The organism is Streptomyces sp. LZ34, assembly GCF_053890475.1.
Genome location: NZ_CM132680.1, coordinates 6,183,420 through 6,210,371 on the forward strand (window position 1 = coordinate 6,183,420; position 26,952 = coordinate 6,210,371).

20 protein-coding genes are annotated in these 26,952 nt (G+C 71.3%); 16 read left to right on the forward strand and 4 right to left on the reverse strand.

All coding sequences use genetic code 11. From position 1 onward, the window contains the following. The first annotated feature begins 355 nt into the window (after nt 1–355). Nucleotides 356–1,102 carry an FG-GAP repeat domain-containing protein gene (locus tag ACWY4P_RS25055; protein ID WP_456212765.1) on the forward strand — a complete coding sequence of 249 codons (747 nt, stop codon included), beginning with the start codon at nt 356–358 and terminating at the stop codon, nt 1,100–1,102. A 151-nt stretch (nt 1,103–1,253) separates the two neighbouring features. Here ACWY4P_RS25055 and ACWY4P_RS25060 read toward each other — a convergent pair whose 3' ends face one another. Continuing rightward, on the reverse strand, nt 1,254–2,492 hold the full coding sequence (locus tag ACWY4P_RS25060; RefSeq protein WP_456212766.1) for a hypothetical protein: 1,239 nt from the start codon (nt 2,490–2,492) through the stop codon (nt 1,254–1,256). 256 nt (nt 2,493–2,748) lie between these two features. Between ACWY4P_RS25060 and ACWY4P_RS25065 the strand changes: the two genes are divergently transcribed. Then, entirely contained in the window at nt 2,749–4,551 is a 1,803-nt protein-coding gene (locus ACWY4P_RS25065) for a protein kinase domain-containing protein (RefSeq protein ID WP_456212767.1), read from the forward strand. A gap of 219 nt (nt 4,552–4,770) precedes the next feature. Continuing rightward, nucleotides 4,771–6,399, forward strand: coding sequence for an apolipoprotein N-acyltransferase (gene lnt / locus ACWY4P_RS25070; RefSeq protein WP_456212768.1), 1,629 nt, complete (start codon nt 4,771–4,773; stop codon nt 6,397–6,399). A 152-nt stretch (nt 6,400–6,551) separates the two neighbouring features. Here the strand turns inward: lnt and ACWY4P_RS25075 are convergent, their stop codons facing one another. Next, on the reverse strand, nt 6,552–6,677 hold the full coding sequence (locus ACWY4P_RS25075; RefSeq protein ID WP_456212769.1) for a hypothetical protein: 126 nt from the start codon (nt 6,675–6,677) through the stop codon (nt 6,552–6,554). 436 nt (nt 6,678–7,113) lie between these two features. Here ACWY4P_RS25075 and ACWY4P_RS25080 point away from each other — a divergent pair, with 436 nt between their 5' ends. The 4 genes from ACWY4P_RS25080 (at nt 7,114) to ACWY4P_RS25095 (ending at nt 9,252) form a co-directional block, all read left to right on the forward strand. Further along, on the forward strand, nt 7,114–7,473 hold the full coding sequence (locus tag ACWY4P_RS25080; protein ID WP_456212770.1) for a DUF1775 domain-containing protein: 360 nt from the start codon (nt 7,114–7,116) through the stop codon (nt 7,471–7,473). A 226-nt stretch (nt 7,474–7,699) separates the two neighbouring features. Continuing rightward, nucleotides 7,700–8,116, forward strand: a complete 417-nt coding sequence (locus ACWY4P_RS25085; protein ID WP_456212771.1) for a hypothetical protein — start codon at nt 7,700–7,702, stop codon at nt 8,114–8,116. Between the two features lie 88 nt (nt 8,117–8,204). Continuing rightward, nucleotides 8,205–8,399, forward strand: a complete 195-nt coding sequence (locus ACWY4P_RS25090) for a hypothetical protein (protein ID WP_456212772.1) — start codon at nt 8,205–8,207, stop codon at nt 8,397–8,399. 163 nt (nt 8,400–8,562) lie between these two features. Then, complete coding sequence (locus tag ACWY4P_RS25095) at nt 8,563–9,252, forward strand: glycoside hydrolase family 11 protein (RefSeq protein WP_456212773.1); 690 nt, start codon at nt 8,563–8,565, stop codon at nt 9,250–9,252. 24 nt (nt 9,253–9,276) lie between these two features. Here ACWY4P_RS25095 and ACWY4P_RS25100 read toward each other — a convergent pair whose 3' ends face one another. Beyond that, nucleotides 9,277–12,195, reverse strand: a complete 2,919-nt coding sequence (locus ACWY4P_RS25100; RefSeq protein ID WP_456212774.1) for an AfsR/SARP family transcriptional regulator — start codon at nt 12,193–12,195, stop codon at nt 9,277–9,279. Between the two features lie 174 nt (nt 12,196–12,369). Between ACWY4P_RS25100 and ACWY4P_RS25105 the strand changes: the two genes are divergently transcribed. Continuing rightward, nucleotides 12,370–15,585 carry a type 2 lanthipeptide synthetase LanM family protein gene (locus ACWY4P_RS25105; protein WP_456212775.1) on the forward strand — a complete coding sequence of 1,072 codons (3,216 nt, stop codon included), beginning with the start codon at nt 12,370–12,372 and terminating at the stop codon, nt 15,583–15,585. On the opposite strand, the gene ACWY4P_RS25110 is transcribed toward ACWY4P_RS25105, so the two are convergent. Further along, entirely contained in the window at nt 15,533–17,407 is a 1,875-nt protein-coding gene (locus ACWY4P_RS25110; RefSeq protein ID WP_456202554.1) for a helix-turn-helix domain-containing protein, read from the reverse strand. The two genes, ACWY4P_RS25105 and ACWY4P_RS25110, sit on opposite strands and share 53 nt — an antisense overlap. Before the next feature lie 195 nt (nt 17,408–17,602). Here ACWY4P_RS25110 and ACWY4P_RS25115 point away from each other — a divergent pair, with 195 nt between their 5' ends. From ACWY4P_RS25115 to ACWY4P_RS25150, 8 genes are all read left to right on the forward strand, one after another. Continuing rightward, nucleotides 17,603–19,066 (forward strand): aldehyde dehydrogenase, encoded by a 1,464-nt coding sequence (locus tag ACWY4P_RS25115; protein WP_456202555.1) that lies wholly within the window; start codon nt 17,603–17,605, stop codon nt 19,064–19,066. Between the two features lie 102 nt (nt 19,067–19,168). Continuing rightward, nucleotides 19,169–20,569 (forward strand): MFS transporter, encoded by a 1,401-nt coding sequence (locus tag ACWY4P_RS25120; protein WP_456202556.1) that lies wholly within the window; start codon nt 19,169–19,171, stop codon nt 20,567–20,569. Beyond that, nucleotides 20,566–21,756: an FAD binding domain-containing protein gene (locus ACWY4P_RS25125; protein WP_456202558.1), complete on the forward strand. Its 1,191-nt coding sequence runs from the start codon at nt 20,566–20,568 to the stop codon at nt 21,754–21,756. The genes ACWY4P_RS25120 and ACWY4P_RS25125 overlap by 4 nt, the downstream gene beginning before the upstream one ends. Nucleotides 21,757–21,818: 62 nt before the next feature. Further along, nucleotides 21,819–22,289: a hypothetical protein gene (locus ACWY4P_RS25130; RefSeq protein WP_456202560.1), complete on the forward strand. Its 471-nt coding sequence runs from the start codon at nt 21,819–21,821 to the stop codon at nt 22,287–22,289. Continuing rightward, nucleotides 22,286–23,272, forward strand: a complete 987-nt coding sequence (locus ACWY4P_RS25135) for an amidohydrolase family protein (protein ID WP_456202562.1) — start codon at nt 22,286–22,288, stop codon at nt 23,270–23,272. The genes ACWY4P_RS25130 and ACWY4P_RS25135 overlap by 4 nt, the downstream gene beginning before the upstream one ends. Nucleotides 23,273–23,369: 97 nt before the next feature. Then, nucleotides 23,370–24,728 carry an MFS transporter gene (locus ACWY4P_RS25140; protein ID WP_456202564.1) on the forward strand — a complete coding sequence of 453 codons (1,359 nt, stop codon included), beginning with the start codon at nt 23,370–23,372 and terminating at the stop codon, nt 24,726–24,728. Between the two features lie 36 nt (nt 24,729–24,764). Further along, nucleotides 24,765–25,436, forward strand: a complete 672-nt coding sequence (locus ACWY4P_RS25145; protein ID WP_456202566.1) for a VOC family protein — start codon at nt 24,765–24,767, stop codon at nt 25,434–25,436. Between the two features lie 317 nt (nt 25,437–25,753). Further along, nucleotides 25,754–26,878 carry an MFS transporter gene (locus ACWY4P_RS25150; RefSeq protein ID WP_456213047.1) on the forward strand — a complete coding sequence of 375 codons (1,125 nt, stop codon included), beginning with the start codon at nt 25,754–25,756 and terminating at the stop codon, nt 26,876–26,878. The last annotated feature ends 74 nt before the right edge of the window (nt 26,879–26,952 follow it).

Below are 26,952 nucleotides of genomic sequence, written 5' to 3' on the forward strand. Positions count from 1 at the left end.
GCGTATGGGTGTCGAACCGCCCGGCTGCCCCCTCGTCCCGACCGATTCGGCCTACGCGGGAGCCTTCGTGACCATACATGCAGGTAGGCCGGTTGTGTTCGCACCAGCGCTTCGTTAGTGACGCGTTACTGGAACGGTAGCCGCCACCGGCAAGGTGAGTACCACATCGGGCGGAACGTCGCCGGGCGTACTACTCCGCTGATGACGAAGAAGGTCTTCCCATGCTGATCGCCCGCCCCCGAGTCCGTCGCTCTCCCGTTCGTACGTCACGGCTATGTATTACGGCAATTTCGGCATGCACTCGCGGGGAGTTACCGATATCTCACCTCTCAACAACGACGTCAGGAGTTCGTAGATGCTTCGCAAGCGCTCACGTCTGATCGCCGCGCCGATCGCGGCTGTCGCCTTGACCTTGACTGTCGCCGGTTACCAGGCCACTGCGGCCGGGTCGTCGCCCTCGGGCGACGCAGGACGGTCCGGCAAGGCCACCGTGGCGACGGCCCCGTGCCTGGCCGGTGCCACGACGCTGGTCGGCGATCTGGACGGTGACGGCCACCCGGACAAGATCACGAATCCTGGGCACACCGGGACCAAGATGACGATCCAGTGGGGGGCCGCGGACGGTTCGTTCGGCGAGAAGCACTCCGTCAGCAAACTCTTGGGCGCGAAGACGGGAGAGGTCGCGTCCGCCGCGGTCGCCGACTTCCAGAACGACGGCACCCTGGACATAGTCGTCAACCTCGTCGAGCCGTCCGGCGCGGACGACCCCTCGACAGCGCGCGTCGCGGAATACCGCCCCGGCCCGCTCAAGCGGGCGAACCTGAGCTCCGCCGACTCCCGGCACTCCGACATTGGCGACCACGGCGAGGTCCAGCAGCTTCGGATCGCCAACTACGGCGACGACGCCTACCCGGACCTCGCGATCCTCAACAACTCCGGTGACGGGCAACTGGATCGGGACGTGCGCCTGTCGCTGCCGGACAGCGGTCCGGGGGACTTCGACTACGCGCTGAAGGAGAAGTACGGCGAGTTCGGGTCCACGGGCGAGCCGCCGGCCATGCCCAGCGACGGCTGGACCCAGTTCTACAAGCCCTGCTCCTGACCACAGCCCGGCGCCGCCGACCCTCCGGACACCGGCGGCGCCGGGCGGCCTGGTGCATGAGGGCGGAGCGGCCGTCCTCTGGACGCCCCGTCGGCGCGGGCCAGCGCAACGAGGGGGAGGTCGGGGGCAGGCGCTCGGGACGAACTGTTCTTCACTGGCGCACGTGGCTCTTCGTCAGGGGAGCACTTCGCGCAGGCAGCGCGTCGGAGGCCGCGCCGCTCATGCGCAGCCGTTCGACCAGGAGGGGCAGCCCGACGACGACTGTCAACCACACCTGCACGTAGAGCCTGTCGCCCTCCATCGCCACCGGGTGGGCCGCGGACGTCAGCAGGCCCGTACCGGCCACGGCGATCAGGCAAAGCGCGATGGGCACCGAGCGGCGGATCGCGCCCCAGGCGCCCAACACCAGGAGGAAGAGCAGGGAAGGAGCCAATGCCTCTCTCTGTAGCCACTGCCACCAGTAGTTGGCATCGAGCCGGACCAGCCGACGCCATGGGTCGGCGACTTCGGCATACGTCCAGTGGAGGGAGAAGGTGTCCTGGAGCGAGGTCTCCAATCCGGGCAACCGGAGCACCCTGCTCACCGCAAAGGCGACCAAGGACTCGAAGAGCGAGACGATGAGCAGGCAGCGCGTGCCCTTGTGCCGGGCCTGCGGAACGAACATCAGCGCCATGGCACTCGCCGCCACCAGGCATGGCCCCACCAGGGCGAAGCTTGAGTACTTGACCGCGAAGCCCAGCGCGAAGGCCCCCATGGACAGCAGAGCCCCCGCCACCCAGCGCCCCTGGCACAGCCACACCGCACCGAGCAGCATGGCCGCCATGAGGGCGATCACCGGGCCTTCCGTCATAGGCCGACTGCCCCACAGCCCTATGGGCGTGACGTAGTACAGGCACTGACCGAGCCATGCCACCGGAGGCGGTGCGCGCAGCGCGCGCAAGAGCACCAGGACCAGCAGCCCTCCGAGCGCCGTGAAACCCAGGGCAACGGCCGTCAGCCCCGCCTTGGCCCCCAAGAGCCAGACGAATGGTGCGGCCATCAGTGGATAGGCGGGGCGAGCATGAAAGAGCGCCTCGTACCGCGGATTGCTGGGGTTGAGGCCGTCCGCATGCTGAGCCAGGCAGTCCTGGAACTCATGGGCGCGCACCGGGGCCCGGAACTCGATCTGATGCAGCATGCGGTTTCGCTGGAGCATGGCCGCCGTGTCCGCGCAGTAGGCCCGCAACGCTTTGTCCTGGGCTTTCCGGTAGGGGTCGCCCAAGAACTCGTACGCCGAGCGGGCGTAGCGGTATGAGTCATTGGAGAAGCGCGTGCCTGGATAGGCGAAGACGTGCAACAACACGAAGACGACGACCGTCAGTAACGGGATGATCTTGTGTGTTCGCATCACGATACACACCCTAAATGCGAACAAACAGGTCAACATCTCGAATGGTCCACCAGGGAGCGTCCGCTTCGGCGGCAACGGCTCGGTCCGCGCTCACTCGGCACCTGGGACTGGAGAGCAGACATTGTTCGGGGCCTGGTTACCGCCGTCAGGAACCGAATACGGTCGGGTACCGTCATGTACGGCGTCGGGGGGCGGGCCAGTTGGCGTTCTCTCCTGATCTCACACGGTAAAGGCGTGGCAGGAGGGATCCCGGGGGATGAAGGCGCTCGGCCCGCAGGACCCACAGTCGATAGGCGAGTACCGACTGGTGGGCAGGCTCGGCGAGGGCGGCATGGGCCAGGTGTATCTGGCGCGGTCCCGTCGTGGCAGGACCGTCGCCCTCAAGCTGGTGCTGCCGGAACTCGCCCGGCAACCCGACTTCCGGCAGCGTTTCCGGAACGAGGTGGAAGCCGCCCGCCGGATCGGCGGCGAGTGGACCGCCCCCGTGCTCGACGCCGACCTCGACGCGGCGACACCCTGGGTAGCCACCGGCTATGTCGCCGGGCCCTCCCTCCACGAGGTCGTCGCAGGCGACCACGGAGAGTTGCCGGAGCGGTCGGTGGTCGCCCTCGCCAACGGCCTGGCCCACGCCCTGCGCGACATTCACGGCAGTGGTCTCATCCACCGTGACCTCAAGCCGTCGAACGTCCTGGTCACCATCGACGGCCCGCGCGTCATCGACTTCGGCATCGCCCGCGCGGTGGGAGACAGTACGAGCGCGCTCACCCGGACCGGGGCCGTGGTGGGCTCGCCGGGGTTCATGTCGCCCGAGCAGTGCCGGGGAGAGCAGCTCACCGCCGCCTCCGACATCTTCTGTCTCGGCTCGGTCCTGGCCTTCGCGGCGACGGGACGCAGCCCCTTCGGCGATCCGTACAGCGCGATGCCCGTCCTCATGCTGCGCATCATTGAGGACGAGAAGGATCTCGGCGGCATCCCCGACCGGCTGCGGGGCCTGATCGCCGCTTGCCTCGCCCCCGCCCCGGCGGCCCGGCCCGGTCTGGAGGAGTTGCTGAAGCTCACCGCCGACGGCAACCTCTGGCACCACGGCCGGGACAGCAGCCCGTTCGCGAAGCAGGGTGCTGAGCCGTGGCTGCCCGCGGGGCTCATCGCCGGGCTCGGCCGCCAGGCCGTGGGCCTGCTGGACTCGGAGGAGCCCCTGGCCGCCCCGACGCCGACCGCCGTGGTCCCCGATACCCCGACGCCCTTCGGGGCGCCCCCGACATCGTTCGGGGCGCCCCCGCCGTCCTTCGGCGCACCGCCGACGGCCCCGGCTACCGGGTTCGGCGCACCGCCGACGGCCGGCGGGGTCTCGCCGTACGCGCCGACCGCGTTCGGGGGGCCGCCGCCGCAGCCTGGTGGCCCCGGCCCCCGCCCCGGCGCGTACGGTTCGCTCCCGCCGACGCCCGTCCCGCATCCGGCCGGCCGGCGCTCGTCCCGGTCCTGGATCATCGCCGCGTGCAGCGCCGCGCTGGTCGTGCTGCTCGTGATCGTCATCAGCAATCTGGGCGGCTCGGACGATGGGGGCGCGAAGAATCCCAGCGCCGAGGACGTCAACGGCGGCTCCAGCAGCGGCTCACCGAAGAACAACGCCAACGGGCTGCTCGACGACCAGCAGTCGACCGCGAACGGGCCGGAGACCCGCACCTTCAGCGGCGGCGAGACCGCCAAGTACACGAGCGGCCTGCAGGTCACGGTGTCGCCGGCCGCGGTGCTCCCCAGCAGTGAGGCGCCGCACAGCCTCGAACCCGGCACTGTGGCATACCGATTCACGGTCACCGTGAAGAACCTGGGCAAGGACAGCGTCAACGCCTCGTTCAGCCCCGACGTCACGGCCGGAAGGAACGGTGTCAAGGCGAACGGGTTGTCCGGCATCAAGTTCCGGGCGAGCCTCCATCGCACTCTGCGGCCGGGCGACTCCCTGACCGGCGATTTCGCATACAGCGTTCCCGCGGGCTCCGGGGTCCTCGACGTGGAGTACAAGAGCTACGCCGTCGCAATCTGGTCTCTGCGACTGCCCTAGCCTCGCCGTTTCGTCCCGGTGACCGCCACCTGCGCTTGCGGGTCTCCGCCACGTGCCCAAGACGGACATCGCCGATCCGCACAGCGCCGATGGGGTCGATCCGGTCCGGCTCGTCCCCACCCGATGACGCACGGCCCCCGCGGGATACGCTGCGTACTCCCGGGGCCCCGCGTCCACCTCTCGGGCCGACAATGCTGATCATTCGGCGGAAGGGACGACATGATCAGTTATCCGGTGCGGCTGCGTCGGGCCGTACAGCGCCTATCACCCCACATACCGCGGTCGCGCCGCGCGTGGCGCGACCCGGCTGCGGCCGTGGCCGGGGGCCTGCTCCTCGTCGTGGCCTTCCCGCCGTGGGGGCTGTGGCCGGCCGCCGCCGTCGGGCCCGCGCTGCTGCTCGCCGTCCTCCGGTATCAGCGGCCGCGAGCGGCCTTCAAGCTCGGGGCCCTCTTCGGGCTGGCCTTCTTCGGTCCACTGCTCTGGTGGCTGACGAATCTGGGCCTCCTGCCGTGGGCCGTGCTGTGCGTCGCGTCGGCGCTGCTCCTGGGCCTGCTGAGCTGTGCTGTCCCCGCGTTCGCCCGGTTGCCGGGATGGCCGGTGTGGGCGGCCTGCTGGTGGGTGACCGCCGAGGCGGTACGGTCCCGGGTACCGCTCGGCGGCTTCCCGTGGGGCCGCCTCGCCTTCAGCCAGGCCGACTCCCCGGCGCTGGGATGGGCCTCGGTCGGCGGCGCCCCGGCCGTCAGCGCCGTGGTCGCCCTGGTCGCGGGCTGCCTCGCCGCGCTGCTGACCGCCCGGCCCGAGGGACGGCGCCAGGCCGTCGCGGGCCTCGTGGGCCTCGCGGCGGCCGTGGCCGCCTGCGCGTGCGGAGCACTGCTGATTCCCGCCACCGCCTCGGCCGGCGAGGGCAAGCGGGCCCGCGTGGCGGTGGTGCAGGGGAACGTGCCCCGTGCCCGGACCCTGGAGGAGCAGGCCCGCGCGGAGCAGGTGGCCACCAATCACATCGCCGCCACCCGGCAGCTCGCGCGCGACATACGGGCCGGGCGCACGCCCCGCCCCGACCTGGTGCTGTGGCCGGAGAACGCCACCGACATCGACCCGCGCACCGACCCCCTGCTGCGCGAGCAGATCTCCGACGTCGTGGCCGAGCTGGGCGCCCCGGTCGTGGTCGGGGCGATCCTCGACGCACCGGGCGACCGGATCCGCAACACCGGCCTGCTGTGGCGGCCCGGCACCGGCCCGGGCCCCTACTACACCAAGCAGCACCTGGTGCCGTTCGGCGAGTACATCCCGCTGCGCGACGTCTTCGGCGGGTTGGGAGAGCTCCAGCTCATCCCGCGCGACTTCATATCCGGCAGCGGCCCGGTACGGCTGGATGCCGGGCCCGTACGGCTGGCCGAGTCCATCTGCTACGAGGTGGCGTACGACAGCCAGGTCCGTGACGCCGTCCGTACGGGCGCCAACCTGATCGCCGTCCCCACCAACAACGCCACCTACATGCGCGACGGCAATGTCGCCGAACCCGAGCAGCAGCTCGCCATGTCCCGGCTGCGGGCCGTCGAGCACGACCGCTCGGTCCTCGTCGCCTCCACCACCGGCGTCAGCGCGGTCATCGCCCCGGACGGCTCGGTCACCCAGGACACCGGGCCCTGGACTCGCCAGGTGCTGACGGCCACCGTGCCACTCCGCTCGACGACCACGCTCGCCACCCGCCTCGGGCCCGTGCCGGAAGCGGCATTCGCGGTCGCCGCCTGCGGAGCGGTGGCGCTCGGTGTCCGCCGCCGCGGTAACTCTCGCGGGGGCGGCACGCCTGAACGTGCCACTTCTCGCGTACGTATCCCGAAGGTGTGACACACACACCTGTGAGGAAAGGGCGCCCGGGGTGAGGCCTCCGGTGAGGCCTCCGGCGTGAGGAGGGACGCCTCGCCGCACGCCGACGCCCGCGTGCGGATCGTCCGCGCGGGTGCGTTTTCGGTGGTCGGCGTCGGGCTGGCCGTCGTGGCTCACCATGTCGCCTCGCGCCAGCCGGTGTCCTGGGCCGTCGTGCTGGGGGCGGGCGCCCTGGTCTTCTTGGCCGCGCTGCCGTGGGCGGGGCGCCGTCGCTCGCTGCCCGGGGTCGTGGCCGCCACGTTCGCGGCCCAACTGTCGGTGCACGAGACTCTGACCGCCGCTGGTCCGGCCGGGGGCCTTGCGGCCGGGCATCACGGCATGGAGCCGCGGAGCGCCGATGGCGGAGCCGACCGGCGCCGAGGCGGGGGACGGTTCCCCGCCGGGGGAGTTTCGGGGCAGGGCCCGCGACGGCCGCCCGTGAGGCGCTCGATCACGTTCTCGTCCGCAGGGGGCCGCCGTGGCCACGGGTGCGCATCGCCCCGTGAACCACGTAACGGGCGCCCGGCAACCGGGCGTCCGCCCCTTGACGAGGAGTAGCGACGTGAGTACGTATCACCTGCCATCCATCCTGCGGCGGATCAGCGTCGTGGGGGCCGCCGTGTCGGCGGTCACGCTCGCCGCGGCCGGCCCCGCCCTGGCCCACGCGGAGGTGTCCGCGTCCGATTCAGCATCGTCGTGGAACAGTTGCCGAATGCGAAGTCCTTGCCTTTCAAGACGGTGGAGACCTATGAAGGCGGCAAGGTGTCCCGGTGGATCGAGCTGGCCCGTGACGGCGAGCCGGAGCCGGAAAATCCGGCCCCGGTCCTGAAACTCAAGGCAGCCGCCCCCGGCGCCGCCTCGAGCACCCCGTCTTCGGCTGAGGCACGGCCAAAGAGCCCGGCGCCGAGTTCGGACAGCCCGGCCCCGTCCCAGGCCGGGGAGTCGGGGGGCGGAGGAACTGGGGTCGCCGTGGGAGTCATCGCCGGTGTTTGCGTGGTGGCTCTGGTCGGAGGCGTCCTGCTGTTCAAGCGGCGAAACGGCGCGCGCACGGAGTAAGACCGGAGTAAGACCGGAGTTCAGACCGGAATGAGAGCGGAGTGAGACCGGGGGCGGGGCATCGACACGGTGCCCCGGTCCCCATCCAACTTATCTCCGGTGCAGCGGAACTGATCCATGGACCCGACAGGAATCGCTGGCCCCCCGGCAGAACACATGTGAGGATTACTCGCGGCCGACTGCACACAATCCATGAGCGGCCGCGCCAAAAGACCGTTGGGGAACAATGCGTACACACAAGGCTGCGGCCTGTCTGGCCGTCACGGCAGCTCTGCTGGCAGGCTGCTCCGACGACGGCGACAAGAGCGGCGCCGATGACAGCACGGTTACTGTCGAATTCAAGGTGACGGGGGATTCGCCGGCGAGCGTATACATCCCTGGCATCAATTCGAACCTCTATACCGACACCAAGAACAGCAGCGGTGACGCGGATCTGGATCTCGACAAGGTCAAGACGCCGTGGTCGAAGAAGTTCGAGGTGAAGCCGGGACGATCGCTGTCGCTGCAAGCGGGTTCTGTTGAGCCGAAGACGGAAATCGGCTGCCAGATATTCGTCGACGGAAAGCTCGTGGACGAGGAGACGAAGAAGAACAAGCCCGGCTCCACCCTCACCGCCGGGTGCTCGAGCAGCACCCCGAGGTAAGGCGCCCGCGGCGGTGCGGCGCCGGAGCGCCGCCGCCCGCCGGATCAGTGCACGTTGACCGGGTTGACGAACGTCCCGGTTCGGCGGGGTGACCAGCACCGATGTGGGCACGACCTTGCCGGCGTCGGTGTCGGTCGTGGGCAGCTGTCTGGGTCGCGGCGTGATCCGGAAAATATCCGGCACCATCCGGAAGTTTTCGGCAAACGCCAGCCTGAATTTTGATCTTCAGGCCGAGGCTTCCCTCATCGCACCCGGACTCGACCAGGCCGAGCATGGCCATTGACCAGGTCCGATGCTTATCCAAGAGATCTCCAGCCGCTGCAGAGTTTCCGGAATCCTTGCGGAAACTGTTGACACTCGACGGAGCCAATCCAACACTGTCGGTCAAAGCTCGCCAGGTCGTATCACGCCCCCTGGCCTCCCGCCGGCCTTCATGAGGAGGAAGCATGTACGAGGACAACGCCCCAGCCCGCCCGGTCAGCCGCAGAAAGTTCATCGGCCGCGCCGGCGCCTTGGCGCTGGGCACGTCCGGGCTGATGCTGCCCGGCACCGCCTACGCCGACACGACCATCACCACGAACCAGACCGGCACCAACAACGGCTTCTACTACTCGTTCTGGACCGATGGCGGTGGCTCGGTCTCCATGACCCTGGCGTCCGGCGGCAGTTACCGGACCTCGTGGACCAACTGCGGCAATTTCGTCTGCGGTAAGGGCTGGAGCAACGGCGGGCGCAGGAGTGTGAACTACTCAGGCAGCTTCAACCCGTCCGGCAATGGATATTTAGCACTCTATGGGTGGACCTCAAACCCGCTCGTCGAGTACTACATCGTCGACAACTGGGGCACCTACCGGCCCACCGGAACGTACAAGGGCGCAGTCACCAGCGACGGCGGCACGTACGACATCTACCAGACGACGCGATACAACGCCCCCTCCGTCGAAGGCACGCGCACCTTCAATCAGTACTGGAGTGTCCGGCAGTCGAAGAAAACGGGCGGAACCATCACCACGGGTAATCACTTCGACGCGTGGGCCCGTTCCGGAATGAATCTGGGCACGTTCAAGTACTACATGATCCTCGCGACAGAGGGATATCAAAGCAGTGGGAACTCCAATCTCACGGTGAGCGGATGAGCCAGGGGTGAGCCACGGGGTGAGCTACGGGGTGAGCGCCCCGAGCCTCTCCCGGAGTTCACCGGCGGCCGAGTGGTCGATCTCGTCGGCGATCTTCAGGGCGTGCTGCCATACGGACCGGGCCAGGTCGGGTGCGCCGCGGGCGCCGTGGCTGTCGCCGAGATGGCTGAGGATCTCGACCTCCCCGCACCGGTCGCCGAATTCACGCACGAGATCGAGGGCCCGTCGGTAGCAGGTCTCGGCGTCGCCGTAACTGCCCAGGTGGTGGTGTGCGAAGCCGAGGCTGTCCCACGCCCCGGCCTCGGCGTGCCGGTTTCCGGACTTCTGGTTGAGCTCCACGGCCTCGGTGCAGTAGTCGAGGGTGTGCTGGTATTCGCCGAGCATGGCGTGCAGCCATCCGGCGTTGTTGAGCGACTTGGCCTGTCCGGTCCGGTGGTCTGCCTGCCGATAGAGCGCGAGCGCCTGTTCGTTGTGGACAAGCGCTTCGCGCAGGCGGTCCTGCTCTACGAACACCCAGCTCAGGCCCCGGTACGCATGGGCCTGTCCGAGGCGCTCGGCTGAGCGGCCGTAGAGGTCCAGCGCGTGCTGGAAGTGGGCGTGTCCGTCGTCGAGACGCTTGATCTGGGTGTAGACCGCGCCCAGGCCGCGGTGGGCGGCGGCCTGCCAGGACAGCTCGCCGAGCCGCTGCGCGGCGAGCAGCGCGGTGTGCTGGGTGTCGGCCCAGTCGCGCCAGTGGCCGCGGTAGTCGAAGAACGGCTCGAGGGCCTGGGCCAGCATCCACACGTGGGAGTCGAAGCCGAAGGCGCGGGCGAGGTCCATGGCGCCGAGCAGGAACGGATGCTCGACGGTGAACCACTTGAGGGCGTCCTCCTCATCCGCGAATGCCTCTGGTACGACGCCTGGCCGGGGCTCGGGCAAGGGGATCCGGTCCCGGTGCGGGTCCAGGAGTTCGGCGGCGGCACAGGCGGTGTGGAGGCAGAAGTCCAGCAGGCGGTGGCGGGCGGACTGGCGGTGGGCGGTCGGCAGGGTCTCGGCCTGTTCGGCGGCGCAGAGGCGGACGAGGTCATGCATGCGGTGGCGGTGCGAGGTGTGCCGCTGGAGCAGATGAGCGGCCTGAAGGGTGCGCAGGTGTTCACGGACCCGGGGCGCGGGGAGACCGGTGAGGCTCGCGGCGGCGGGGACGCTGATGTCCGGGCCGGGGGCGAGGCCGAGGAGACTCAGGGTTTCCGCCGCGTCGGCCCCGAGGGCGCGGTAGGAGGAGGAGAACACCGCCCGCAGGTCCGCGGCGACGTCGCCGGTGTCCAGGGCGTCGAGCCGGGTGGCGGCCTCCTCGACCTCCTCGGCGAGGGCCGAGAGGGGGAGGTCCGGGTGGCCGGCGGCGCGGGCGGAGAGGATGCTGACGGCGAGCGGAAGCCCCCCGCAGTGGTTCAGGAGCGTGCGAACGGCCGCGGGTTCCGCGGCCACGCGGTGGTCGCCGAGATGGCGGGTGAGCAGGGTGCGGGCCTCGGTTTCGGAGAGTACGTCGAGGCCGAGGGCGCGGGCTCCGTGGGTGGCGGCGAGCCCGGTGAGGCGGTGGCGGCTGGTGATCAGCACGGTGCAGGTGGGGCTGCCCGGCAGCAGGGGCCGGACCTGGTCGCTGTCGCGGGCGTTGTCGAGCAGGACGAGCAGGTGTCTGCCCGAGACCAGGCTCCGGTACAGCCCGGCCTGCCCCTCCACGTCCGAGGGTATGGCGGCGGGGTCGGCGCCGAGGGCGTCGAGGAGGCCGCGTATCGCCGCCGCCACCGGGACGGGTTCGGCGGAGGGGTCGAAGCCGCGCAGGTTGACGTAGAGCTGCCCGTCGGGGAAGTCCCGCAGGTGGTGGTGGGCCCAGTGCAGGGCCAGCCAGGTCTTGCCGATGCCGCCGGGACCGGTGATCGCCGCGATCGCCATGGGGCCTTCGGCCCCGGCCCGCCCGTCCAGGAAGCGGGCCAGCCGGTCCAGTTCATCGGCGCGGCCGGTGAATCTGGGGGGTGGAGCCGGCAGGTGCGCGGGCACCGGGTGGCGCGGGGTCGGCCGGGCTGCGGGAGGGGTGGGCGGCGGGGCTGCCTGAGAGGCGGGGGGAGGGGTCTGCGGAGGGGGGTCCGGCGGGGCTGCCTGAGAGGTGAGGGAAGAGGTGGGCGGGGAGGTGGGCGGAGGGGTGAGCGGCGAGGTGGGCGGAGGGGTGAGCGCCGGGTCCGCGGTGAGGATCCGCTGGTGCAACTGCCTGAGCTGGGGCCCCGGGTCGACGCCCAGTTCCTCGGCCAGTCGGCGCCGGAAGGCGTCGTAGTGGGTCAGCGCCTCCGCGACTCGCCCGCTGCGGTACAGCGCCAGCATGACGAGGCCGCCCAGCCGCTCGTTGAGCGGTTGCTCCTCGACGAGGGTGAACAGTTCGGCCGGCAGTTCTCCGTGGCGGCCGAGCAGGAGCAGGGTGTCGCTGCGGTCCAGCACGGCGGCGAGCCGCTCCTGCCGTAATCCCTCGCGTACGGAACCGAACCACGGAGTGTCGCAGGACGCGCAGAAGTCCCCCTGCCACGTCCCCAGCGCCTGATCGAACAGCGGCGCGGCGACCGATGCCTCGCCGACGGCGCGCGCCTGCTCGGCCAGGGCACGGAAGCGGTGCAGGTCCACGGCGTCGGGGTCGACCAGCAGCGTGTAACCGCCCGTGCGCCGGGCGATCCGGCACTCCTCCTCGGCCACCGCCAGCACCCCCCGCAGGCGGGACAGATAGCTGTACAGCGTCCCCTTGGCGCGCTGAGGGGCGTCCTCGCCCCAGATCCGGTCGATGAGTTGCTCCGCCGACACCGAGCGCCGGACCTCCGCCAACAGCACGGCCAGCACCGATCGCTGCTGCGCATGGCCCAAATCCAACGCTTTTCCGTCGACATACGCCCCGACATCACCGAGCACACGGAACTCGATCGCCATGGCCCCACTCCCCCGTTGCCAGTTGTCCACTTTGTCAAAACGGGCCACAAGCAGCCAGTTCAAGTTTCGGCCAAGGTTCCGCCAACAACGGCGCTGAACTCTTCTGACCACCGCTTCCGCTTCCGAACAGATCTGGCCGACGGAACAGCGCAGGACCCGTTCGAAAGGCATGCCATGTCCTTCAGCGAGCTTCCCTGGCACAACGCCGCGTATCTGCACGAGAGGCCACCGTCGCCGACGAAGGGCGACCCGAGTCGCTGGAGCGACACGCTCGGCCCGGGCCAGGCCCTGGCGTCGGCCGTCCACGCGCTCGGGCTCACTCACGACGACTTCCTCAACCGCCTCGGCCCGCAGTGCCGTCAGGACTGGCCGACGCCGACCCCGGACTGGGTACGGGCCGTCGACCGCCGGGCGGCCCTGGGCGAGGCGGACGACGCGCGTCCCGAGGCGGGCTCGCCGTCGCGGGCGGATCCGCATCTCGTGCGCGACGAGGAGATGGCGCTCATGCGCCCGGTCGCCGCCCTGGTCCGCGGCAGCCAGCGCGAACTCCGCGCCCGGGTCGCGGAGAGCACCGCCGGGTCGCGGCTGGCGCCCCTCCCCGACCTGCTGATCCGGGCGTGGCCCAGCGAGGACATCGCCCGGACCATGGGGCGCACCATGGTGCTCGAGCTCAACGTGGCCCGGGTCGAGGGGCGGCTGCGCGGGGACACGCCTCAGGAGCGGTACGCCGACTACCTCCGTCTGCTCGGCGATCCCGCGACGCGGCGGGCGCTGTGGGCCGAGTACCCGGTGCTGCTGCGCCACGTCGGGGACCTGCTGGCGGGCTGGGTGGACTCGCGCGCCGAGCTCGCGGAGCGTCTGGTGGCCGATCTGGCCGAGCTGGACACCTGGTGCGACGGCGGGCTCGGCCAGGTCACCGAGGTGCGGTTCGGGGCGGGTGACACCCGCCGGCGCGGCCGCGGCGTGGCCACCGTCTCGTTCACCGGCGCCACCGTCGTCTACAGGCCGCGGCCGCTGGACGCCGATCTGGCCTGGAGGGAGGTCCTCGCCTGGTACCACCGGCAGGCCCCACCCCACGGCCTGATCGCCCAGGCCACCCTGGCCCGCGACGGCTACGGCTGGTCCGGGTTCGTGGCGGCCCTGCCGTGCCGGACGCCCGAGGAGGTACGGGCCTTCTCCTGGCGCACCGGGGCGCTGCTCGCCCTGCACCACGCCCTGTGCGGCGTGGACGTGCGCAACGAGAACCTCGTCGCCCACGGCGCGTACCCCGTGGTGATCGACATGGCGGCGCTGTTCCACGGCGCCCTGCCCGCCCCCGCCACCCGGCTCTGGACCACGCCGGCCGACGACCTCATGGCGGGCGGCGTGCTGTCCATCGGCCTGCTCCCCTCGAAGCTCGTGTCGAAACCCGTGTCACAGCTCGGGGCCCGCGACCAGGGGAACGCGCACGCCCTGGAGACGGGCTTCGCGTGGACGTACCGGGCGATCGCGAAGGACCGGGCGGGCTGGACCGCTCTGCTGGACCGGTTCGCCGATGTGCGGCTGCGTCACATCCCGCGCGCCACCGCGTACTACTCCTCCCTGCTGGAGGACAGCCGGCACCCCGGCTTCCTCCGTGACGCGCTCGACCGCGACCGGCTCCTCGCCCGGCTGGCGCTCGGCGCGGACGGCAGCCGGCCCTGGGAGCGGCTGGTGCCGTCGGAGCTGCGCGACCTGCGCAGGGGAGATGTGCCGTTCTTCTCGGCGACGCCCGGCTCGCGGGACCTCGTGGACGGCGACGGCGTACGGATCCCCGACTGCCTGGAGGAGGCCCCCATCGAGGTGGTCCGCCGACGGCTCGCCGGGTTCGGCGAGGAGGACCTGGCCACCCAGACGACGATGATCAAGCGGGCCTTCGAAGCGCTGCGGGCCTTCGAAGCGCTGCGGCCCGCCACGGCCACCCGCCGGGAAGCCGCCCGGCTTCCCCTGCCCGACCGTGCGCCGGCACCCGACGAGGTGCTGGAGGAAACGGTGCGGCTGGCCCACGGCCTGTGCGACGCGGCGATCAGGCGGCAGGACCGGCTCGGCTGGATCGGGCTCGACGTCATCGACGAGTCCGTCCGGCAGGTCGGGCCGACGACGCCCGACCTGGCTGTGTGTTTCTTCAAATACACGGGGATGCCGGGCATGGGGCTGTTCCTGTCGGCCGCCGCCGCGATCAGCGGCGATCCGCGCCTGCGGGAGTACGCCGAGCTGACCGCCGCGTCGCTGGCCGAGCGGGCGCTGGCCGTGGCCGACCAGCTCGCGTGCATGCCGGATGCGCTGGTGCGCGAGGCGCTGGAGCGGCACGCGGACGCGGGCGCCTTCGGCGTCACCGGCGGCCTGGTCTACTCCCTCGCCCACGCCGGCACCCGCCACCAGCGGGCCGACGTCCTCGACGCGGCCGAGTACGGCCTGGATACGCTCACCCGGCACATCGCGCTGGACAGCACGTACGACGTGACCGGCGGGAGCGCCGGCGCCATCCTGTCGGCGCTGGCCCTGCACGCCGTACGTCCCGCCTCCGCCGCGCTCCAGGTGGCCGAGCGGGCGGCGGAGCGGCTGCTCCAGGCCGCCGAGCCGGTCGGCGACGGGCTCGGCTGGCCGACCCGGCTCGGCCCGCGACCACCCACCGGCATGTCGCACGGGGCGGGCGGCATCGCGTACGCGCTCGCCCGGCTGCACGCCGTACGGCCCCGGCCGGAGTACGCGCGGGCGATCGCCGGGGCCCTGCGCCACGAGCGGTCCATCCTCGATACGGCGGTCGATACGGCGGTCGATACGGCGGTGGGCGCCCGGCCCGGCCACCGGGCCGGGCCGGCCTGGTGCCACGGGGCGCCGGAGGTCGGGATGAGCCGCCTGGGCATCCTGCGCGCCGCGGCGGTGAGCGGGGCGGGCACGCCGGACACACCGGAACGCACTGAAGAACTGGCGGAACTGGCGGAACTGGCGGAGCTCGCGGAGGAGGATCTGCGGATCGCCGAACGCGCCACCCGCGCCGCCCTGTTCGGCCCGGACGGGGACGCCCTGACATCGACGGGGAACAACGGCCTGTGCCACGGCGACCTGAGCAACCTGGAGTTCCTCCAGCTCGCCGCCCAGCGGCGCGGCGACGAGGCCGGGACGGCGCGGGTACGGCGGGCCGTCGGCGCCCTGCTCCGGCTCGGCCGCGAGGGCCGGCTGACCGGGCGGCTGAGCCCGGACTCCCTGCCCGGGCTCATGTACGGGCGGGCCGGCATCGGGTACAACCTGCTGCGGCTGACCTTCCCCGGCCAGGTTCCGTCGGTGCTGCTGCTGGAGGGGCCGTCGGATCCGGTTGTCAGGCCGGGTGGCCACTCTCGGCGACGTCCAGGAGCAGCAGGGCCGCGCTGACCTCCACGATGGTCGTGGGAGCGGAGAGGTCGAGGCCGGCCACCTGCTCGATGCGCCGCAGGCGCTGGCTCACCGTGTTGGGATGGATGCTGAGCCGCCGTGCGGCCTCCGTCCTGCTGAGCTCGCTGTCCAGGTAGGCGCGGAGCGTGCGCAGCAGGTGAGTGCCGCGCCGCAGGTCGTGCAGGCGGACCGCCGCCAGGGTGCGGTCGGCGAAGTCGACCAGCTGCCGGGCGTCGCCCAGTTGCAGGAGCAGGCCGGCGACGCCGAGGTCGTCCGGCGTCACGATGGTGTCCGAACGTCCGGTGCGCAGCGCCACATTGAGTGCGCCGCGAGCGGTCCGGTATGCCTGGAGGAAGGTCCGCCGCTCGGTGCCGGACACCGCGACGGTCGCTCCCTCCGCGCCCGGGGCCGAGGCCATCGCGCGCCGTATCGAGGAGGCGACTGTGTCCATCCGCTCGGTCTCACCGGCCGGGTCGGCTGCCGCTTCGGGGGGAACGCCGTCGCGGGGCCAGAGCGCGACCACGGCTCCCTGGTACATCGCGACGAGAGGCCTCGGCGTGTGCGCGGCGGCGAGTTCGGAGACGAGAGCCAGTGCGCGCTGGTGGGCGAGGGTCCGCCGGGATTCGGTGGCCACCTCGAGGTGGCCGACGAAGGCGACGTGGGGGCGGGACAGGTCGTGGCCCAGTCTCCGGGCACGCTCCGCGAGCGGGCGGGATTCGACGTCGGCGCCGCTGAGGATGTCGGCGAGCAGTTCGCCGCGCAGCCGGTGCTCGACCTCGGTGCCGGTGCGCAGCCGGAACAGTTCGAGCGAGATCACGATCGACGCGTGTTCGAGAGCCCGTTCGTCGAGCAGCGAGAACCCCGCGGCGCCGCGCGGCAGCCACACGCGGGCGACCACCTCCCCCGCCAGCCTGACCGTGGCGGCGATGTATCCGCCTTCTTCGCACACGATGCCGTCGCCGAGCGCGAGCGGCCCGGGCAGGCCTTCTTCCAGTGGCAGCGCGGCTCGGACGTCGCTGCCCGGCAACTCCGCGGGGGAGCCGGTCTGCGCCAGCACCGTACCCCGGGCGTCCTCGACGAGTACGGGCCGCGACACGAGTTCCGCCAGGGTGGTGACGATGCCGTCCAGCCCGCCGGCCCGGAGGGCGACCGCCAGGAGGCGTTGGTGTATCCGCTCGGATTTCGTCAGCAGGTCGCGTTGGCGGCGCAGCGAGATGTTCAGCTGCTGGAGTTCCTCGACCATCCGTGCCGAGGTGAGCGCGATGGCGGCGTGGTTGGCCAGCAGGGTGAGCCGCTCGACCTCGTGGTCGGTGAAGTCGTGCACGGCTGAGTGGTAGCTGTTGAGCGTCCCGACCACGTCCCCGCCGGCGACGAGCGGCACCGAGAGCATCGACCGGTAGCCCTGCTCCTTCGCGACCCCGCCCCAGGGGGTGAAGCGCGGCTCGCGGGCGATGTCCCGCACCGCGACGGGCCGCCCCGACCGGAAGGCCTGGCTCGACGGCGCGTGGTGGACACCGTCCTCGTGCAGGGCCACCGGACGGTCGGAGTTGACGCGCGCCACGTACTCGGCCGACAGCCCGCTCCATCCCTCGATGACGAGGTTCTTTCCGGAGCCGTCGGGGATCAGGACGCCGCAGAAGTCGAACCCCAGCAGGGACCGCGCCGTGTCCGCGACGAGGCCGAGGACCTCCCGCAGGCTGCGCCCGGCGCTCACCGCGGTGCTCAACGCCTGTACGGCCTCCAGCCAGCGGCGCAGTTCGGCGAGCGACTCGGCTCCGCCCGCCCCCGCGGGGTCCGCGCTCTCCCGTGATGTCGTCGGCATACGCCCAGCATGGCACGCCGTGGGGTGTTCGCTACGACACTCAGCCCCACTAATTGTGTCTGCCAAGACATAGAGATGCGTGGGTCCCGTCTGAATACTCGACGTACGCCGCTGCGCCGAGGCGCGGACACCGCTCGCCTCCCTCCCGCACCCGCACCCGCACCCGCACCCTTGTGCTTTTCGTGAGGACAGCCCATGAACGAGACCACCACCCCGCACCGCGATCGGGCGATCGTCAATCCGGCCACCGGCGAGGTGATCCGCACGGTCACGGACAGCACGATCGCCGAGGTGGACGAGGCGGTGCGGGCGGCGAAGGCGGCCTTCGAGTCCGGTCCGTGGCCGCGTATGGCGCGCAGTGAGCGCGCCAGGTGTCTGCTGCGGTTCGCCGACGCGATCGAGGCGCACACGGATGAGCTGTTCCAGCTGGAGACGCGGAACAACGGCCGCCCCATCACCGAGACCAGGGCGCAGCTCTCGCGCGTTCCGGAGTGGTTCCGCTACAACGCGGGGCTGCTGGCCACCCAACGGGACGCGGTCCTGCCCGGTGACGGCCCCTATCTGACCTATCAGCGTCGGTCGCCGCTCGGCGTGTGCGGCATCATCACGCCGTTCAACCACCCGCTGCTGATCCTCGCGCGCAGCTTGTCCGCGGCGCTGGCCACCGGGAACACCGTGGTGGTCAAACCCTCCGAGATGACGCCGCTCACCACCCTGGCGCTGGTCGGCATCCTGCGCGAGGCCGGGCTGCCCGACGGCGTGGTCTCCGTGGTGACCGGTGGACGCGAGGTGGGCGAACGGCTCACCGGGCATCCCGACATCGCCAAGATCACGCTCACCGGTGGCACCGAGGCCGGGCGGGCCGCGGCGGTCGCCACGGCGGCCCGCTTCGCCCGCGTCACCGCGGAGCTCGGCGGCAAGACCCCGATCGTCGTCTTCGACGACATCGACCCGCTGGTCGCCGCCGAGGGAGCGGCGTTCGCCGCCTTCGTGGCGGCCGGCCAGTCCTGTGTCGCCGGTTCGCGGTTCCTGGTCCAGCGCGGGATCTACGACGCCTTCGTCGAGGCGCTGAGCGCCCGGGCGTCGGCGATCCGGATCGGGGACCCGGCGCACCCGGGGACCCAGCTGGGGCCGCTGATCAGCGGTGTCCAGCGGGACAAGGTCCTGCGCCTGATCGCGACCGGGATCGAGGAGGGCGTCCGCGTGGCCGCCGGCGGAGACGTTCCCGACCTGCCGGACGCGCTCGGCTCCGGCTACTACGTGCGGCCGACCGTGCTGGCCGACGCCACGATGTCCATGACCGTCGCACGCGAGGAGATCTTCGGACCGGTCGCGGTCGTCGTGCCCTTCGACACGGAGGACGACGCGGTCGCGATGGCCAACGACAACCGGTTCGGTCTCGGGGCCGGCGTGTGGACCCGCGACATCGCTCGTGGCCACCGCGTCGCGGACCGCGTCACCGCCGGGATGGTGTGGGTCAACGACCACCACCGGCTGGAGCCCTCGCTCCCGTGGGGCGGGGTCAAGGAGTCCGGCGCCGGACGGGACGCCGGCCAGGAGTCCTTCGACGACTTCACCTGGATCAAGACCGTCGTGGTGCGGACCGCCGCGGACGACGTCGACTGGTACGGCAGCGCCCAGCCCGGCCGTCTCAACTGACCCGCTGCCCCACGCGGCTTCTCTCTCCTCCCTTCTGTCCGGCAACTCCCTTCTGTCCGGCAACTCCCTTCTGTCCGGCAACGTCCAACGAAGGACCCGCCCATGTCGAACACACAGGCCGGCCGGCCCCCGCGCGGCTGGCGCACGGAAATCACCCGCATGCAATGGCTCGTCCTGCTGGGGACGACGATGGGCTGGGCCCTGGACGGCTTCGCCGGAAGCCTCTACGCACTGGTCCTCGGCCCGGCCATGACCGAGCTGCTCCCCCACAGCGGCATCGCGGTGAACGCCGACGGCATCGGGCTGTACGGCGGGCTGACCGTGGCCCTGTTCCTCACCGGCTGGGCAGCCGGCGGGATCCTGTTCGGCGTCCTCGCCGACTACTTCGGGCGGGTCAGGGTGCTGTCCGCCGGCATCGTCACCTACGCGGTGTTCACCGCGCTGGCGGCGTTCGCCGACACCTGGTGGCAACTCGGTGTCCTGCGGTTCGTCGCCGGGCTCGGCTCGGGTGTCGAGGCCCCGGTCGGGGCCGCGCTGGTGGCCGAGGTATGGCGCAACCGCTACCGGGCGCGGGCCTGTGGCGTGATGATGTCCGGCTACGCCGCCGGCTTCTTCATCGCCGCCCTCGCCTACCAGCTGCTCGGCGACCACGGCTGGCGGCTGATGATGGGCATCGCGGTGGCGCCCGCCCTCCTCGTGTGGTTCATCCGCCGCTACGTTCCCGAGCCCCCGGAGATCCGGGGCGCCATCGCGGCACGCCGGATGCGCAAGGCGCAGGGCCAGGCCGCCGCGGCGGACCGGTTCGTCCTGCGCCGGCTGCTCGCCGCGCCGTTGCTGAGCCGGACGGCGGTCTGCACGGCGCTGGCCACCGGCTCGCTGATCGCCTTCTGGAGCGTGTCGACCTGGTACCCCCAGATCATCCGCCAGGTCGCCGCCGCCGACGCGCTGTCCCCGGACACGGCCAACAGCCATGTCGCGGTCGCCTCGATGCTGTTCAACGCGGGCGGCGTGCTCGGCTACGCCTCGTGGGGCTTCCTCGCCGACGCGTTCGGGCGGCGCAAGGCGTTCGCCATCAGCTTCGCCGTCTCCGCCGTGAGCGTCGGCTGTCTCTTCCCCTTCCAGCACAGCTACGGCGAGTTCCTGGTTGCCCTGCCGGTCGTCGGATTCGGCCTGTTCGGGGCCCTGTCGGGCACCTTCGTCTACGGCCCCGAACTCTTCCCGCCCAGCGTGCGCGCCACCGGCATGGCCCTGTGCAACAGCATCGGCCGCTTCATCACCGCGGCGGGCCCGCTGGTGGCCAGCGTCATCGCCGCCTCGTGGTTCGGCGGCGACCTGGGCCTGGCCACCACGTGTGTCGCGGCGGTCGGACTGATCGCCGTGGCCGGTCTCGCCTTCGCGCCGGAGACCCGGGGAGCCGAACTCCCGAGCGACCCCATCGACCTCGGCCCGGACCGGGCACAGCCGCCGACCGGGCCGATCACCAGCAAGGAGATGTACACATGAACGCGTACGACGGCGCCACCGCCGCGGTCATCGGCGGATCGATCGGCGGGCTCACCACCGCGCTGCTCCTGCGAGACCTGGGCTTCACGGTCGATGTCTTCGAGCGGACCCCCACCGCCCTGGACGGCCGCGGCAGCGGCATCGTGCTCCAGCCCGACACCCTGCGCTGGTTCACCGAGCGCAGTGAGCAGCATCCGGAGAGCCTCAGCACCTCCACGGACTGGGTGCAGTACCTGGACACCGACAACCGCGTCGTGCACCGCGAGCGGCGGACGTGGAGCTATACCTCGTGGGGCACGTTCTACCGCGCCCTGCTCAGCGACTTCGGACACGAGCGCTACCACCTGGGCGAGTACGCCTGCGGATTCGACCAGGACGACCGGTCCGTCACGGTGCGGTTCGTGAGCGGGCGTGAGGTGACGGCGGACCTGGTGGTCTTCGCCGACGGAATCACCTCGATCGGGCGCGAACGCCTCGACCCGGCCTCGGGTATCAGCTACTCGGGGTACGTCGGATGGCGCGGAACGGTCCCGGAGAAGGACCTGTCCGAGGACACCCGCGAGCTGCTGAAGGACTCCATCACCTACACCGTGGTGCCCCACTCGCACATCACGCTCTACCCGATCCCCGGCGAGGGCGGGACCGGGCCGCGGGACCGGCTCATGAACTACGTCTGGTACCGGAACGTGTCCAAGGGCCCCGAGCTGTCCGAGATGCTGATCGACAAGCGCGGCTTCCCCGGCACGGTGTCGATCCACCCGTCCCAGGTCCAGGACCGCTACGTGGACGAGATGCGGGAGGCCGCGCGGCGGATGCTGTCCCCCGCGGCGGCCGAGGTCGTGACCTCGACGGCCACGCCGTACATCCAGGTCGTCTCCGATGTGCGCGCGTCCCGGATGGCCGAGGGCCGGGTGGCCCTGATCGGCGACGCGGCGTGTGCCGCCCGGCCGCACGCCGCGGCCGGCACCGCGAAAGCGGCGGCCGACGCCTGGGCCCTGGTCGCCGCGCTGCGGGAGGCGAAGGGCGACGTCGGCGCCGCCCTGCGCACGTGGGAGCCGGTCCAGCTGGAGCTCAGTGCCCAGCTGCTGGAGCGGGTCGTCGCCATGGGCGAGCGGTCCCAGTTCTCGAACACCTGGACCCCCGGCGACCCGAGCCTGCGGTTCGGTCTCTACGGCCCCGGGCACTGACACCGGCCGCGACCCGCCCTCGACCCACCACGGATCACCCACCACGCCCCCAAGGAGCAACCATGACCAGTGACAACTTTCTCGCGGACCTGCCTCTGGCAGGCGACCTCGTCGCCACCGGGTTCGACGGATGGCCGCAGGGGCTGCGTGAAGAGTTCGAGGCGCACTCCCACGACGGCCGGGTCGGCTCCCGGCTGCTGAGCGAGAACCCGCGGGTGCGGGTCTGGGAGATCCGGCTCGCCCCCGGCGAGCGCTGGCACGCCCATCGGCACGTCCTCGACTACTTCTGGACCGCCGTGCACGCGGGCCGCAGCCGCCAGCACACGCACGACGGCACCACCCGGGAGGTCTCCTACGCCGCCGGGGAGACCCGCCACTTCACCTTCGGCCCGGGCGAGTACCTCCTGCACGACATCGAGAACGTCGGCGACACCGAGCTGGTCTTCACCACCGTCGAGCACCTCGACAGCGCCAACGCGCCGCTGGACATCCACGGCGACGGACCGGACGCCGGGCAGGAGGGACAGGCGTGATCAGCGCCCCGCTCGCCGAGGGCGTCATCGACGTCCACGCCCACTGGCTGCCCACCGAGCTGTTCCACCTCCCCCCGGGGGCTCCGTACGGGCACATGCACGACCGCGACGGCGAACTCCACCTCGGCGACATCCCGCTGTCCATTCCGACCCGGGCGATGAGCGACGTCCCCGCGATCCTCAAGGACATGGACGCTGCGGGTGTGGGCGTGCGGGTCCTGTCCGCACCGCCGTTCGCGTTCCCCGTGGGAGGCGTGCCGGGGGCCGGCAGGTACGTCACGGCGTTCAACGGCGCACTCTCCGCCGTGGTCTCCGACGCGGCCTCCGACGCGGGCGGCAGGCTCGTGGGGCTCGGCATGGTGAGCCTCGACGACGCCGACGAGGCCCGCGCCCAGATGGAGCGGCTGGCCCGGACCGACGGCATCGCCGGGATCGCGATACCGCCGCTGCTCGCCGGCCGCTCCCTGGACCAGGGCATGCTGCGCCACATCCTCACCGACGCCGCGGACCTCGACCTCGCCGTGCTCGTCCACCCGATGCAACTGCCCCGGCCCGAGTGGTCGGAGCACTACCTCTCCAACCTCGTCGGCAACCCCGTCGAGACCGCCACCGCCATCGCCGCGCTCATCCTGGGCGGCGTCAAGGAGCAGCTGCCGCGGCTGCGGATCTGCTTCGTACACGGCGGCGGATGCGCCCCATGGCTGCTCGGCCGGTGGACCCACGGCTGGCACACCCGGGCCGATGTGCGCCGCCACTCGACCCGGCCGCCGGAGGAGGTGTTCGGCGAGCTCTTCTTCGACAGCGTCACCCACGACCCCGGCCCGCTGGGGCTGCTGACCGCGCAGGCCGCCGAGGGCGGCGTCGTCTGCGGCAGCGACTACCCGTTCGACATGGCCCAGCCGGACCCCGTCCGCTTCGCCACCGACCACGGCCCGGACGCCGGAACGCTCACCGCCAACGCGCGGGCGTTCCTCGGACTGTGACATTCCCCGGGTGGCACGGGCACGACGCGACGCCATCCCCTCCACCGCTTCCACCGCTGCGACCAGCGGACAGACCGTTCCGAGAAGGGAACCCACCGTGTCAGACATCTCCCTGGCCGAGCGCCAGGCCGTCAGAAAGGCCCTGAGACGACTGGGACCGCTGGTCCTGCTCCTCTACACGGCCGGTTACCTCGACCGGGTCAACCTCGGGACCGCCGCGCTGACCATGAACGCCGACCTCGGCATCAGCGTCTCCGCCTTCGGCTTCGCCACCGGGATCTTCTCGGCCGGTTACATCGCCCTCCAGGTCCCCGGCAACCTGGCGCTCAACCGGCTCGGCCCGCGGCGCTGGCTCGGTCTGCTCACGATGTCCTGGGGCGTCGTCGCCGTTTCGTCGAGCCTGATCCAGGGCGAGGGCAGCCTCATCGCGAGCAGAATCGCGCTGGGCGCCGTCGAGGCAGGCATGCTCCCCGGCATGCTGATGTACCTGACGATCTGGTTCCCGCCGCGGATGCGCGGCCGGGTCACCGCTCTGGTGTGTCTGCCGTTCTACGCGATCCTGGGAACACCGCTGTCCGCGGCCATCATCCAGTACGCCCACGGCATGCTGGGAGTGGCCGGGTGGCGGTGGATGTTCCTCCTGGAGGGCGTGCCGACGATCATCCTCGGTCTGGTGCTGCTCCGCTTCCTGACCGACTCTCCGGCGACCGCCACCTGGCTCACGGAGCCGGAGCGGGAGGCCCTGCTGCGGGTCACCGCGGCGGAGGCCGCCACGGAGAAGCCGAAGATCCGGTTCAGCGACGTCCTCCAGCGCCTGCGCGACCTGCGCCTGGTCACCCTCTCCGTGGGCGTCAGCCTCCTGTGGGTCGGCTTCGTCGCCATCACCTCGTTCCTGCCGCTGATCATCACCGGCTTCGCCGAGCAGGCCCACACCAAGCTGAGCGTGCTCCAGACGGGCCTGCTGTCCGGGTCGGTCTACATCCCCGCGACGCTCGTCGCCCTCGTGTGGGTGTCCAGCTCGGACCGGCGCGACGAGCGGGTGTGGCATGTGGCCTGCGGTGCGCTGCTGGCCGCCGCCGGCACCGTACTGGCCGCCAACACCACCGGCCTGTGGCTGACCCTGCTCGGTACCGTCCTGCTCACCTCCGGTATCTATGCCGCCCTCTTCCTCATGTGGCAGATCCCGGTCGGTCACCTGCGCGGGCCCGTCGCCCTGTCCGTCGGCATCGCCCTCACCACCATGCTCGGCAACATCGGCAGCTTCCTGGCGCCCTACATCGTGGGGTGGCTGCGCGACGCGACCGGCAACTACAACAGCGGCCTGTACTTCATCGCCGCCTCACTCATCGGCTGTGCCGTCGTCACCGTGGCCGGCAACCGGATACGGGCGAGCGGCGCCACCTCCCCCGCCTCCACCTCGCACCGCGGCGACGTCGAAGAAGTCACCGCCCACTGACGAAGGTCACCACCCACTCACGAAGGACGAAGCACCTTGCTCACGATCGACCACATCTCGCTGGGATCCCGCAATATCTACGCGGGCACCGAACAGCTCTGCGAGGAAACGGGGTTCGGACAGTACGAGGGCGGCTGGTTCCCCCACCTCGGCATCGCCAACCGCATCGTCCCGGTCGGGCCGGACCAGTACATCGAGGTCGAGAGCGTCATCGACGCCTACTCGCCGCAGACCAACCCCAACGCACGCTGGTTCTACGACCAGATCGAGGGCGGCGACGTGTTCATCGGCTGGTGCCTGCGGGTCGACTCACGCGAGGAACTGGAGAAGCTGGCCGAGCACTTCGGCACCGACATCATCGACAAACCGTTGCGCAAGCGGACGGACGGCGTGCAGCGCAACGCGATCCGTGTCCCCGAGACGATTCCCTGCTGGCAGCGGGGAGTGCCCAACGTGTTCCTGGTCGAGGACCTCTCCGAGCACCCGGCCGCGCAGCCACGCGACGGGCAGCGGAACACACCCCAGGGGATCACCTGGATGGAGGTCGGCGGCACCGCGGCGGACATGCGCGCGTGGCTCGGCGACGGCGCCACCGACCTGCCCCTCAGGTACAACGGCGGACGTCCCGGTCTGTACGCGGTCGCCGTCGCCACGGACGAGGGCGAGGTGGTCATCCGCCGCACGGCGGTCACCGAGCCCCGGTGGTAGCCGGTCTGGCCCTGCCCATCTGCGCTGGAGATAACCATCATCGTGAACCATCTCCTCGGGGTGGGAAGCAACGGCGCGTGCCAGGCGCTGGAGAGGGCGTGCGGGCAGCGATGGAGCTGCTCGCCCCCCGGCAAGTGATTCCCCGGAACCGCGTCCGCGGTTCTCTCCCCGAGAAGGTGCCCGTGTCCGCATCCACTCAGCTCCAGGCCCCGCGCCGGCCCGCGACCACGACCGCGACCACGCCCGCGACCGCGCCCGAAAAGGCCGCGCACGGGGTGCCGACCTGGCTGGTCGTGCTCCTGGCCGTCGCCTCCGGTATGACGGTCGCCAATCTCTACTACGCCCAGCCCCTGCTGTCCTCGCTGAGCCAGGTCTTCCACATCAGCACCTCGACCGCCGGCGGACTGATCACGCTCACCCAGGTCGGCTACGTCCTCGGCATGCTCTTCCTGGTCCCGCTCGGCGACCGGCTGGAGAAGCGCAACCTCATCACCGCCCTGCTCACCGTCACCACCCTCGCCCTCGTGGCCGCCGGATTCGCCACCAACTTCACCATGCTGCTGATCGCCTCACTGATCAGCGGAGCCACCTCCGTCGTCGCCCAGATCCTGGTGCCCTTCGCCGCGAGCCTGGCCCCCGACCACACCCGCGGCCGCGTCGTCGGCCGGGTGATGAGCGGCCTGCTCACCGGCATCCTGCTCTCCCGCACACTCAGCAGCCTCGTCTCCGACCTCGCCGGCTGGCGCACCGTCTTCCTCGGCTCCGCCGCCCTGATGGCCGCACTCGCCATAGCCCTGCGCGCAGCCCTGCCCCAGCACGCCCCCACCACCACCATCCCCTACCACCACGTGCTGCGCTCCACCATCCAACTGGTCCGCACACACCCCGTCCTGCTACGCCGCGGCCTCTACCAGGCGGCGATGTTCGGCGCCTTCAGCGCCTTCTGGACCACCGTCTCCTTCGTCCTCACCGGCCCCCACTTCCACTACTCCCCGATCGGCGTCGGCATCTTCGCCCTCGTCGGCGCGGCCGGAGCCGCCATCGCCCCGTTCGCCGGCCACTGGGCCGACCGCAAGCTCGTGCGCCCCATGACCGGCGCCGCCTTCACGGTCGCCGCACTCGCCTTCGCCCTCGCAGGCCTCGGCCAGCACAGCGTCATCCTGCTCGCCGTCGCCGCCATCCTGATCGACATGGCCGTCCAGACCACCCTCATCCTCGGCCAGCACACCATCTACCAACTCGACCCCGCCGCCCGCGCCCGCCTCAACAGCGCCTTCATCGCCACCTTCTTCCTCGGCGGCGCCGCCGGCTCCCAGCTCGGCTCGACCGTCTACCACGCCGGAGGCTGGACCGCCCTCACCATCCTCGGCGCCACCCTCCCCCTGATCGCCCTCCTCTACTGGACCACCGAACGCCGAGCGCAGACCCGGACAACACACTGACCACAGTCCACCGCGGACACGATCGCCGAGGCCGGTCCGGCCCCGGCGATCGCGGTGCTCGTATGCCATGCAAA